Source organism: Ideonella sp. P3_A4 (genome assembly GCF_056403075.1).
Map to the genome: position 1 here is coordinate 1 of NZ_JBFUGE010000185.1, position 11,225 is coordinate 11,225.

General features: G+C 66.2%; 11 protein-coding genes. 4 read left to right on the forward strand and 7 right to left on the reverse strand.

Annotation, left to right across the window (positions count from 1 at the left end; all coding sequences use genetic code 11):
• The 6 genes from AC1DYI_RS16970 to AC1DYI_RS16995 form a co-directional block, all read right to left on the reverse strand.
• The coding region (locus AC1DYI_RS16970) for a methyl-accepting chemotaxis protein (RefSeq protein WP_477205311.1) at positions 1-1,583 on the reverse strand (1,583 nt) is incomplete at its 3' end.
• A gap of 76 nt (positions 1,584-1,659) precedes the next feature.
• Positions 1,660-2,646 carry a 2-hydroxyacid dehydrogenase gene (locus AC1DYI_RS16975; protein ID WP_477205312.1) on the reverse strand — a complete coding sequence of 329 codons (987 nt, stop codon included), beginning with the start codon at positions 2,644-2,646 and terminating at the stop codon, positions 1,660-1,662.
• 27 nt (positions 2,647-2,673) lie between these two features.
• Positions 2,674-3,891: a citrate transporter gene (locus AC1DYI_RS16980; protein ID WP_477205313.1), complete on the reverse strand. Its 1,218-nt coding sequence runs from the start codon at positions 3,889-3,891 to the stop codon at positions 2,674-2,676.
• A 17-nt stretch (positions 3,892-3,908) separates the two neighbouring features.
• Positions 3,909-4,610, reverse strand: a complete 702-nt coding sequence (locus AC1DYI_RS16985; RefSeq protein WP_477205314.1) for a nitroreductase — start codon at positions 4,608-4,610, stop codon at positions 3,909-3,911.
• A 5-nt stretch (positions 4,611-4,615) separates the two neighbouring features.
• Positions 4,616-5,074 carry an acyl-CoA thioesterase gene (locus AC1DYI_RS16990; protein WP_477205315.1) on the reverse strand — a complete coding sequence of 153 codons (459 nt, stop codon included), beginning with the start codon at positions 5,072-5,074 and terminating at the stop codon, positions 4,616-4,618.
• Positions 5,071-6,033 carry a histone deacetylase family protein gene (locus AC1DYI_RS16995; protein WP_477205316.1) on the reverse strand — a complete coding sequence of 321 codons (963 nt, stop codon included), beginning with the start codon at positions 6,031-6,033 and terminating at the stop codon, positions 5,071-5,073. The genes AC1DYI_RS16990 and AC1DYI_RS16995 overlap by 4 nt, the downstream gene beginning before the upstream one ends.
• A gap of 257 nt (positions 6,034-6,290) precedes the next feature.
• Between AC1DYI_RS16995 and phaP the strand changes: the two genes are divergently transcribed.
• On the forward strand, positions 6,291-6,851 hold the full coding sequence (gene phaP / locus AC1DYI_RS17000) for a TIGR01841 family phasin (protein WP_477205317.1): 561 nt from the start codon (positions 6,291-6,293) through the stop codon (positions 6,849-6,851).
• Between the two features lie 279 nt (positions 6,852-7,130).
• On the opposite strand, the gene AC1DYI_RS17005 is transcribed toward phaP, so the two are convergent.
• Positions 7,131-8,030 (reverse strand): patatin-like phospholipase family protein, encoded by a 900-nt coding sequence (locus AC1DYI_RS17005; protein WP_477205321.1) that lies wholly within the window; start codon positions 8,028-8,030, stop codon positions 7,131-7,133.
• Between the two features lie 162 nt (positions 8,031-8,192).
• Between AC1DYI_RS17005 and AC1DYI_RS17010 the strand changes: the two genes are divergently transcribed.
• From AC1DYI_RS17010 to AC1DYI_RS17020, 3 genes are all read left to right on the forward strand, one after another.
• On the forward strand, positions 8,193-9,932 hold the full coding sequence (locus AC1DYI_RS17010; RefSeq protein WP_477205318.1) for a nitrite/sulfite reductase: 1,740 nt from the start codon (positions 8,193-8,195) through the stop codon (positions 9,930-9,932).
• Positions 9,932-10,438: a DUF934 domain-containing protein gene (locus tag AC1DYI_RS17015; RefSeq protein WP_477205319.1), complete on the forward strand. Its 507-nt coding sequence runs from the start codon at positions 9,932-9,934 to the stop codon at positions 10,436-10,438. Before AC1DYI_RS17010 ends, AC1DYI_RS17015 begins: the two co-directional genes overlap by 1 nt.
• On the forward strand, positions 10,435-11,225 hold a 791-nt coding region (locus tag AC1DYI_RS17020), incomplete at its 3' end, for a phosphoadenylyl-sulfate reductase (RefSeq protein ID WP_477205320.1). The genes AC1DYI_RS17015 and AC1DYI_RS17020, both read left to right, overlap by 4 nt.

The following is an 11,225-nucleotide window of genomic DNA, read 5'->3' on the forward strand; positions in this document are numbered from 1 at the left end:
GCCCTCACCTCACCCGCCACCACCGCGAAGCCGCGGCCCTGTTCGCCCGCGCGTGCGGCTTCGACAGCCGCATTCAACGCGAGGATGTTGGTTTGGAACGCAATGTCGTCAATCACGCCGATGATGTCGCCCACCTTGCGGCTGCTGGTTTCGATGCCGCGCATCGTGCTGACCACCTGGCTCACCACCTCGCCGCCCTTTTCCGCCACGCTGCAAGCCGATTGCGCTTGCTGATTGGCCATCCGGGCGTTCTCGGCATTGGCCGACACGGTGGCGGTGAGTTGTTCCATCGAGCTGGCCGTGCGCTGCAGTGAGGCCGCCTGTTGTTCGGTGCGCTGCGACAGATCGGCGTTGCCCTGTGCGATCTCGCGTGCAGCAGTCGCCACACTGTCTGCGTTGCCACGCACCTGGCCCACCATGCGCGCCAAGCCCGACTTCATCGTCGCCAACGCGCGCAGCAACTGGCCGATCTCGTCGCGGCCCGACGCTTGAATCTCGCCGCTCAGGTCGCCCTCGGCAATCCTTTGAGCCACGCCCACCGCGCGCTGCAGCGGCAGCGTCATGCTGCGCGACAGCAGTTGCACCAGCAGCCCGATGATCAGCACCAGCCCACCGGCCAGCGCCGCCTCGATCAGGTTGGCGCGCCGCAGGCTGCTGACCCGATCGGTCAGMTGCTCCTGCAGCATGTCGAGCGCCAAACCGTCCACTTCATACAGCGCGTCGATGGTCTTGGTGAAAGTGGCCACATAGTCGACCGCCGAATAGCTGGGCGTCTCTGGCTGCAGCAGCTCACGCCGCGCCAGGTCGAGTGTGGACTGAACCTGAACCTTTAGCGCACCGACCTTGTCGGCCAATGCCTGCTGGATCGACTGGTTGGCCGCAAAGCTCTTTTCGAATGCAGTCACCATGGTCGAGTAGTGGTCCTCGGCCAGCTGGATGGCGCCGCCCAGCAGCACCTTACCTTCAGGCCCGATCTTGCCTTCGGCCAGGAAGCCGGCGCCGCGGGCTCGCGTCTGGCCCAGGGCCTCGGTCGCAAACGGCAGCTTGATCAGCGAAGCGGTCATCAGGTAGTAGGTGTCCGCCTGCGGGTCGAGGATCAGGCCCGAGTCGTCGAGCAGCAGGTCCAGCACCTTGAAGTAGCGGGCGATCAGCTGCGCATGGCGCGTGCTGCTGTCGGCCGCTGGCAGTCGCTTGGCGCTCACGTCGGCCTCGAGTGCGTGCCAGGCGTCTGTGCCCTCTTTCCACGTGCTCAGCAGTTTGGTGCTGAAGCCGGCTTCAGGCAGCTCTTTGTCGAGATCAGCCACGGCCTTTTCGACCTCGGCCTTCTTGGCATCTCGGGGTGCCTGCATCTCGGCCTTGCCACCCAGCATGCCGGCCGACAGGCCGCGGTGCTGCTGCGTCAGCTGCACCAGCCGCACCAGATGCCTGGCGGGCGCGATGCCATTGATCTCACCCTGCGCTGCGCCGACCAGCTCTTGCGATTGGCGCCACTGAAACACCAACGGCACACTGACCGCCAACAGCACCAGCACGCCCAATAGCAGAAGCTTGCGCTTGATCGACAGAGCCTGGATGAAGTCCACAGCACACTCCTCTCAGCCTCGACGCAGTTGCAGTCTAGGCCGAGGGCAAGCGGTGCGCCAGGGGTGAATCGGTAACTCAGGCCAACACGTCAGGGTTCAGCGGCGTGGGCGGCTGACCGCCAGTCAGCGCAGCAATGAGGTTGGTCGCAGCCAACTCGGCCATCGCGCGGCGTGTGGGGAGGCTGGCGCTGGCGATGTGCGGTGTGAGCACGACGTTGGGGACCGTCAGCAGATCGGCGTGAACGCTGGGTTCGCCCTCGAACACATCCAGCCCCGCGGCAGCGATGCGCCGTTCGCGCAGCGCCTGCGCCAGCGCCGCATCGTCGACCACACCGCCGCGGGCGATGTTGGTCAAGGTCGCGGTCGGCTTCATCAGCGCCAGCTCGGCCGCGCCGATCAAATGGTGGGTCTGCGGCGTGTAAGGCACCACGATCACCAAGTGGTCGGCCTCACGAAGCAGATCGTGCAGGCCAAGATACCGCGCCCCGACCGCGGCCTCGTCAGACTCGGAGAGCCGGCTGCGGTTGTGGTAAGCCACCTTCATGTCGAAGCCCAACGCACCGCGCTTGGCGATCGCCTGCCCGATGCGGCCCATGCCGAGGATGCCCAGCGTCGCGCCGTGCACGTCCGAACCGGCGAACAGATCGTAGGACCACTGCTTCCAGTGGCCCGCGCGCAGCCAATGCTCGCTCTCCGCCATACGGCGGGCCGTGGCCATCATCAGTGCGAAGCCGAAGTCGGCGGTGGTCTCGGTCAACACGCCGGGCGCGTTGGTGGCAAGCACGCGGCGCGCGGTGCAGGCCGGCACGTCGATGTTGTTGAAGCCCACCGCCATGCTGCACACCGCGCGCAACTGCGGGCAAGCGGCCAGCAATGCGGCATCGATGCGCTCGGTGCCTGTGATCAGCGCACCGGTGCAGCCCTGCAGCCGCTGCACCAACGCCGCCGGCGCCAACGGCTCGATGTCCTGATGAGCATCGACCTCGAAATGTTCAGCCAGCCGCTGCGAGATCTCGGGGAAAAGCCGGCGCGCCACCAGCACACGTTGTCGTTCCTGGGTCATGTCTGTCGTCACTTTCTGGAAATCTTCTCAACTGCCGTGGGGGACGCTGCCAGGGTGAAAACCAATCAGCGCCAGCATCACGAAGAACCCGATCACGTAGGCCACCGGCACATACCAACCATGGCGCAGCCATTGGCCCACCGAGCGCGCCTGCGGAAACATGTTGGCCAGCGCCACGCCAGCCGACGAACCGAACCAGATCATCGAACCACCGAAGCCCACCGCATWGGCCAGGAAGCCCCAGTCGTAGCCGCCCTGCTTCAGCGCCAGCGCGGTGAGCGGGATGTTGTCGAACACGGCGGACAAGAAGCCCAGCCCCAGCGCAGTGGGCCATGAAGCAGCGGGCAACCGATCCACCGGCATCATCGATGCACTGAGCACCAGCGCCAGCAAGAACACCGAGCCTTTGAACGCCCCCGGCAGCAGCGCCCAGCTCGGCGTTCGAAGCGGCATCGTCAGCAGCAAGGCCAGCCAGACCGTGGCGCCAAGGAAGGGGAACGCATCGGACCGGGCCGCCCAAACGGTGTTGACCAGGACGTTGACCACCACCGCGGCCACGAGGATGAATCCGACCACGCCGACGCGGACCCAGTCGATGCGGGCATCGGGCGTCTCGTCTTTCTGGATCGGCGAGTACGCCTGCTGTTGGATCGAGGCCGGAATGCCGCAGACCAGCAGCGCAACGCCCGACGCGATGAAGGCCTCCAGCACTTCGAGCGGTGAGACACCGCCGATCCACAGCATCGTCGTTGTGGTGTCACCCACCACGCTGCCCGCACCGCCGGCATTCGATGCCGCGACGATGGCTGCCAGGTAACCGGTGTGGGCCTTGCCTTTGAAGACGGTGTGGGCGATCGCGCCGCCGATCATCGCCGCGGCAATGTTGTCCAGAAAAGCCGACAGCACGAACACCAGCCAGAGCAGCACAAAGCAGCCCTTCCAGTCGTCCGGCAGCCAACGCGGAAGCACGGCCGGCAGCTCGCTGCGTTTGAAGTGCTCTGCCAACAGYGCGAAGCCAAGCAGCAGCAACAGCAGGTTCGCGAGCAGCACCGCTTCGTGGGCCAGATGCTGCGCGAAGCCCGCCAAGCCTGCCCCGGTGGAAAACGGCGACCAGCCAATCTTGTACGCGGCGATCAGCACCACGCCACCCAATGCGATGCGCAATGCCGCGCGGTGAAACAGCGCCACGCCGGCCAGCACCGCGCCGAAGAGGCAGAACTCCCATGGCCAGCCCGACAGGCTCATCGCGCCGGCCAAGTGCGTCAGCCGTGGAAACGCGTGAAGCCAGTCACCGGCTCGCGCTCGGTGACCAAGCTGTTCTCCACTGCATCGGGGTCGGCGTGGCCAAGCGACATGCCGCAGACCACCATCTCTTCGGGCCCGAGGCCCAGCTCGGCGGCGATGACCCGATGGAACTGCGTGAACGCGGCCTGCGGGCAGGTGTCCAGCCCACGGGCGCGAGCGGCGACCATCACGTTCTGCAGGAACATGCCGTAGTCCAGCCAACTGCCTTGCTGCATGACGCGCTCGATCGTGAAGATCAGGCCGACCGGCGCGTCGAAGAATTCGTAGTTGCGACCATGCTGATGGTGCATGCGGGCCTTGTCAGCCTTGCCGATGCCGAGCAGGCCGTACAGATCCCAGCCGACCTTGCGGCGGCGGTCGATGTAGGGCGCGCGCCATTCGGTCGGGTAGTACGCGTATTCCTCGGTGTGCTGGGAGCGCACGTCCGGGTCGTCGTAGACCGCGCGCAGTCGCTGCGACAACCGCTGCCGCGCGTCGCCCATCAACACATGCACGTGCCAGGGCTGGGTGTTGGTGCCGGACGGGGCGCGTGCGGCCACTGAGAGAATTTCTTCCACCGTGCTGCGCGGCACAGGCGTGGGCAGAAACGCGCGGATCGAGCGCCGCGAGGTGATCGCAGCGTCGACGGCCGCGGTGGATTCATTGGAAATGACGGTCATGATGTTCAAGCCTTCAATGGCGCCAGGGCCGCCAGCAGCGCCGGCGGCAATGCAGATGGCCGGCGTGTGACCCGGTCGACATAGACATGGACGAAGTGGCCGGCCGCAGCGGTCAGTGGCTCGCTGGCACCGAACAGGCCCACCTCGTAGCGCACGCTGGAGCGTCCAACGTGGGCCACGCGCAACCCCGCGTCGACGGCTTGAGGAAAGGCCAGCGGCGCGAAGTAGTTGCAGCGCGTCTCGATCACCAGCCCGATCACCGGGCTGGTCTCGATCTGCAGCGCGCCGGCCTCGATCAGGTAGCCGTTCACCGCGGTGTCGAAGAAGCTGTAGTAAACGACGTTGTTGATGTGGCCGTAGGCGTCGTTGTCCATCCAGCGGGTGCCGATCGGTCGAAAGACGCGGTAGGCACTGCGCGGCTCGGCTTGCGCGCGGGCGGTCTCAGAAGTAACGTTGCTGCTCATGCGAGCGATTGTTCCATCGGCGCCGTCGTGTGGCGCTGCCAGGCCTGCCAGCTGTCGGCGGCCAACTCCAACGTGCGGGCCTGCAAGGCCACGGTCTCGTGAATGTCGCGCCCATACCCACCGGCCATGCTCAAGGCCACCGGCACTTGGCGCTCACGCAGCGCAGCCAATACACGCCGGTCACGTTCGGCCATGCCAGCAGCGGTGAGCTTGAGCCGACCCAGACGGTCGTTCTCGTGCGGGTCGGCGCCGGCCAGGTAGAACGCCAAGCCCGGTGTGCGCCCTTCGTGACGGCGCCACACCTCTTCCAACGCCGCGTCGAGCGCGGCCAGGTAAGGTTCGTCGCTGCAGCCGTCGGGCAGTTCGATGTCCAGATCGCTGGCGACCTTGCGAAATGGGAAGTTGCGCTCACCGTGCATCGAGAAAGTAAACACGGTTGGGTCGTCGGCAAAGATGGCGGCGGTGCCATTGCCTTGGTGCACGTCGAGATCGATCACCACCACCCGCAACAAGGCCTTGTGAAGGCGGTGCCACTCTGCTTGCATCAGGCGCGCTGCCACGGCCGTGTCATTGAAGACGCAATAGCCCGAGCCCTTGTCGGCGCTGGCATGATGGGTGCCGCCGGCCAGATTGGCGGACACGCCCTCGGCCAATGCCGTGCGCGCCGCGGCGATGGTGGCGCCAACTGAGCGCCTTGCGCGCTCGGCCATACGGGGCGACCAGGGAAACCCGATCTCGCGTTGCGCCGCCGCGCTCAGGAAGCCCTCAGCCACGGCCGTGACGTACACCGGATCGTGGGCGAGCGCCAGTTCGCCGTCGGTCGCCGCGGGCGCTTCTTCGAGCCGGATACCGGGCAACTGCGCCGCCACCCGGTCGCGCAGCAAGCGGTATTTGGGCATCGGGAAACGGTGCCCTTCCGGCAACGGCAGCACGAAATGGTCGGAGGTGTAGGCCCGCATGGTGCGCAGGCACTGTGCCACAGCGCCGCCCGGCGAGCCCCTTGCCGGCCCGAAGGGCAAGGTCGATCACCACCCCATGTCACCCTCGTGACAGCCCTTATGCGTAGAGCAATGACCCTACTTTGCTGCACTGCAACAAATATCGCTTGCAAAGCTCGCCGAGAACCCCCAAACTTCGAACCATGTTGCAGCGCACCATTGGTTTTTGGAACGGCTGCAGACCCTGCCCCACCCCACTGATCCGATAGGAGATACCCATGCTGACCGCTGAACAACTGATCGCCGCTCACAAAGCCAACGTCGAAACCCTGTTCGACCTGACCAACAAGGCCTTCGAAGGCGTCGAAAAGCTGGTTGAACTGAACCTGCAACTCACCAAGGCTTCGCTGGGTGAAGTCGCTGAAACCGCCAAGGCCACGCTGTCGGTCAAGGACGCGCAAGAGCTGCTGTCGCTGCAAGCCGGCCTGCTGCAACCCGCTGCCGAGAAGGCCGCCGCTTACAGCCGCCATCTGTACGACATCGCCGCTTCGACCAATGCCGAAGTGACCAAGGTCGCTGAAGTGCAACTGGCCGACGTCCAGAAGAAGTTCATGGCCACCGTCGACAGCGCCGTCAAGAACGCCCCGGCCGGCACCGAAAGCGCCGTCGCCCTGGTGAAGTCGGCCATCTCTGCCGCCAACAACGCTTACGAAAGCGCCCACAAGGCCGCCAAGCAAGCCGCTGAAGTCGCCGAAGCCAACTTCCAGGCCGTGACCAGCACCGCCGTCAAGGCAGCCCAGTCGGCCCCGAAGGCCGCCCGTCGCGCCGCCGCGGCCTGATTGGCCAAGAAGGTAATGCCTGAAGCACTCTGACAGAGAGTCAGCCGAGGAACTCGCACCCGCGTGCGCGACCATAAAGCAGCGTGACGGAACTTCCGCCGCCTGCCGGTTGTCTCTCAGAACGCCACGCTCGCGCCTGAGCGGCGTGGCCTTCATGGAAGGTTGTCTCCTCGGTACCTCTTGAAAGACTGCTTTCCAGGTACCTTCCAGCCCGGCTGGTCCTCACGGACCGCCGGGTTTTTTATTGCCTGACGCGCACTTGGTGCGACTTGCTGAAGCTCAGTGCGTCAGCGTCGCGATCCGCTGGCGCAGCTGCGGCAAGGCCGCCAGCGCCGCCTCGCGGCCAGACTGGATGACCTTCAGGCGGGCGGTGAAGTCAGCCCCAGACACGCCGCTCAAGCCCGGGCGCAGCACCACGTCGGCCTCTTTCAGCTCGAAACGGTTGATGCTGCGGCCCATGATGGCGAAGGTCTGGAGCAGCATGCGCAGTGCGTCGCCCGTCGCGTTGCCGTCCGGCGGCGACGAGATGTCGACCGCGATCACCAGATCGGCCCCCATCTGACGGGCAAAGCGCACGGGCACCGGTGACACCAAACCACCGTCCACATATTCCCGACTGCCGATCTTGACCGGCTGAAACACCGCCGGCACGGCGCTGGACGCCCGCACCGCCACGCCGGTATCGCCGCGCTGGAACAGGATCGCCGAGCCATCGCCCAGGTCGGTAGCGACGATGCCGAGCGGCGTCTTCATCTGCTCGATGTTCAGGTTCCCGGTCTGGCTGCGCACATAGCGCGCCAGCGCCTCGCCACGGATCAGCCCACGGCCCGGGAACGACCAGTCGGTCAGGCCTGATTCGTCCATCGACTGGGCCAGAGAGCCCATCTCGACACCGCTCTTGCCTGACGCGTACATGGCCGCAACCAAGCTGCCAGCCGAGGTCCCGACCACCAGGTCGGGCCGGATGCCCTGCTCTTCCAATACCTGGATCACGCCGATGTGGGCGAAGCCACGGGCCGCCCCGCCCCCCAGCGCAAGGCCAATCCGAGGCGGCCTCGGGGGCGTCGGGGGCACCGCCGGAGGCGGCGGCGGCGCAACGGGGGGCTCGGCCACCACGGGCGGCCGTGGCGGTGCCGTCTGGCAGGCCGCCAGCGGCAAGCCTGCTGCAGCAGCCCACATCAAGCGCCAGCACAAGGCCCGGCGGCCCGCGTCAGACGCCTCGGCACCCTCTTTAGATTCAAAAGAAATATTCAAGTGAAATTTGTGTTCTTTTCAAGCATATAACGAATCCGTAGAGTGCCTTCCAAGCCCTGTATCACCAGGGCAGCCCTCTACAGAACCATGTACCAATACACCTCGTTCGACCGCCAGTTCGTGCACCAGCGCGCCGCGCAGTTCCGCGACCAGCTCACCCGCAACCTGGCTGGCGAACTGGCTGACGACGACTTCCGCCCGCTGCGCTTGCAGAACGGCTGGTACATCCAACGCCATGCGCCGATGCTGCGGGTCGCCGTGCCTTACGGTGAATTGTCGTCGCGCCAGCTGCGCCAGCTGGCCCGCATCGCACGTGAATTCGACCGCGGGTTCGGCCATTTCACCACCCGCCAAAACCTGCAATACAACTGGATTCCGCTGCCGAAGTCGGCCGATGTGATGGATTTGCTGGCCGAAGTCGACATGCACGGCATCCAGACCTCGGGCAATTGCATCCGCAACATCACCAGCGACGCTTTCGCCGGCATCGCGCCTGACGAGATCGTCGATCCGCGCCCGTACTGCGAGATCCTGCGCCAGTGGAGCACGCTGCACCCCGAGTTCGCCTTCCTGCCGCGCAAGTTCAAGATCGCCGTCAGCGGCTCGGTTGAAGACCGCGCCGCCATCGCCTGGCACGACGTCGGCCTGCAACTCGTGAAGAACGACGCCGGCGAAGTCGGCTTCAAGGTTCTGGTGGGCGGCGGCATGGGCCGCACGCCGATCATCGGCACCGTCACGAACGCCTTCGTGCCCTGGCAAGAGATCCTCGTCTACCTCGAAGCCGTCGTCCGCGTCTACAACCGCTACGGCCGGYGCGACAACCTCTACAAGGCGCGCATCAAGATCCTCGTCAAAGGCGAAGGGCAGAAGTTCGTCGACGCGGTCAACGCCGAGTTCATCAAGATCCTCGAGCAAGACGTCGACGGCCGCGAGCACATCATTCCGGTGTCGGAACTGGAACGCGTCTCGCGCCACTTCCAGGATCCGAACGGCGTGCACCCGGCCACCAACGCCTTCGACCCGAACCGCACCGGCCCGGCGCCGGCCGCCTTCCTGCGCTGGCTCGAGCGCAACGTGCACGGCCACCGCGTGCCGGGCTACCGCGCGGTCACGCTGTCGCTCAAGCGCGCCGGCCAGGCCCCTGGYGACGCCACCGACGAGCAAATGGAAGCCGCCGCCCAATTGGCCGACCGCTACTCGCTGGGTGAGTTGCGCGTGTCGCACGACCAGAACCTGGTGCTGCCCTGGGTGCGCGAAGCCGACTTGTTCTCGGTCTGGCATGCCGCCAAGGAAGCCAGCTTCGCCACGCCGAACATCGGCCTGCTGACCGACATGATCGCCTGCCCCGGCGGCGACTTCTGCGCGCTGGCCAACGCCCGCTCGATCCCCGTCGCCGCCAGCATCACCGAGCGTTTCGACGACATCGATGCGCTGTACGACATCGGTGACATCGACGTGCACATGAGCGGCTGCATGAACTCCTGCGGCCACCACCACACCGGCCACATCGGCATCCTCGGCGTCGACAAGGACGGTGCTGAGTGGTACCAGATCTCGGTTGCCGGCTCCGATGGCTCGACGCTGAGCGGCGCCGCCGTCCCCGGCAAGGTGATCGGCCCGTCGTTCTCGGCTGACGAAGTGCCCGACGTGATCGAGGCGCTGATCGACGTGTACCTGCGCCAGCGCGAAGCCGGTGAGCACTTCATCGACACCGCACGCCGCTTGGGCGTGCCGGCCTTCCGCGCCGCCGCTGATGCCGTGCGCCGCGACACCGCCGCGCCCGCAGCCAAGCCAGCCGCCGTGGCTGAAACCGCCGAGGCCCTGTGATGAGCGCCACCCCCCACATGAACTTCATCCAAGCCGCCCAAGACCCGTGGCGTGCCGCCGTGGGCGAATACGGCCCGCTGCCGATCCCGCCGATCGCTGCCCACAGCCTGCTGACGCTGGAGCAGTGGCAAGCCGTGCGTGACCAATGGCCCGCCGGACTGCCGGTCGGTCTGGCGCTGGCCAACACCGCCGAGGTCGAAGAATTGGCCGAAGACCTGCCGCGCTTCGCGCTCGTCGCGCTGCAGTTCCCCAAGTGGACCGATGGCCGCGCCTACAGCCAGGCCCGCGTGCTGCGTGCCCGCCTGCGCTACGCCGGCGAGGTGCGCGCCACCAGCGATGTGGTCGTCGACATGCTGCCCTTGCTGCAGCGCACTGGTTTCGACGCGGTGCAGTTGCGTGACGGCCAGATTGAAGCCAGCGCCCGCCGCGCGCTGGCCATCCTCTCCGAGCATTACCAGGGCGACGTGCACCAGACGCGCCCGCTGTTTTCGAGGGTTCCCGCATGAGCGCCGTTTCGTCCCTGCCGCTGACCTCAGCATTGCCCGGCGCCCTTTCCGCCGCGACGGTGGCTGCGTCCAGCGCCATCTCGCTCTACGCCCGTCGCACCGAAGGGTATGAAGAGCGCGTCGAAGCCACCATCGCCCAGCTGCGCCAGGCCGCGCTGGACCATGCCGGCAGCATCGTGCAGGCGACCAGCCTGGGCGCCGAAGACATGGTGCTGACCGACCTGATCGCCAAGCTGAACCTGCCGATCGCGATCGGCACCTTGCAGACCGGCAAGCTGCATGACGAAACGCTGGCCCTGATTCCCGAGATCGAGCACCGCTACGGCCTGGACGTCGAGATCTACAGCCCGCGCGAAGAAGCCGTGGTGCACTTCGTGCGCCGCAACGGCGACGACGCGATGTACCAGAGCATTGAGCTGCGCAAGGGCTGCTGCCAGGTCCGCAAGCTCGAGCCACTGGCCCGCATGCTGCAGAACCGTGAAGCCTGGGTCACCGGCCTGCGCCGCGAGCAAAGCGCCAACCGTGGTGCCGTGCCGCTGCGCGAAGTCGAAGCCAACGGCCGCATCAAGTTCAACCCGCTGGCCGACTGGAGCTGGAATGACATCTGGCACTACATCGAGTCGAACGATGTGCCCTACAACGCGCTGCATGACCAATTCATGCCCAGCATCGGCTGCGCACCTWGCACCCGCGCCATCGCCGTCGGCGAAGAGTTCCGCGCCGGCCGCTGGTGGTGGGAAGACGAGGCGGCCAAGGAATGCGGCCTGCATGCCGTTCAGCCCAGCAG

What these genes read in the sequence shown, in the direction of transcription:
- AC1DYI_RS17005 (WP_477205321.1), bottom strand. Translation starts at nt 8,030, where the DNA reads ATGTGGGCTGCTGCAGCAGGCTTGCCGCTGGCGGCCTGCCAGACGGCA.
- phaP (WP_477205317.1), top strand. Translation starts at nt 6,291, where the DNA reads ATGCTGACCGCTGAACAACTGATCGCCGCTCACAAAGCCAACGTCGAA.
- AC1DYI_RS16985 (WP_477205314.1), bottom strand. Translation starts at nt 4,610, where the DNA reads ATGACCGTCATTTCCAATGAATCCACCGCGGCCGTCGACGCTGCGATC.
- AC1DYI_RS17015 (WP_477205319.1), top strand. Translation starts at nt 9,932, where the DNA reads ATGAGCGCCACCCCCCACATGAACTTCATCCAAGCCGCCCAAGACCCG.
- AC1DYI_RS16975 (WP_477205312.1), bottom strand. Translation starts at nt 2,646, where the DNA reads ATGACCCAGGAACGACAACGTGTGCTGGTGGCGCGCCGGCTTTTCCCC.
- AC1DYI_RS16995 (WP_477205316.1), bottom strand. Translation starts at nt 6,033, where the DNA reads ATGCGGGCCTACACCTCCGACCATTTCGTGCTGCCGTTGCCGGAAGGG.
- AC1DYI_RS16990 (WP_477205315.1), bottom strand. Translation starts at nt 5,074, where the DNA reads ATGAGCAGCAACGTTACTTCTGAGACCGCCCGCGCGCAAGCCGAGCCG.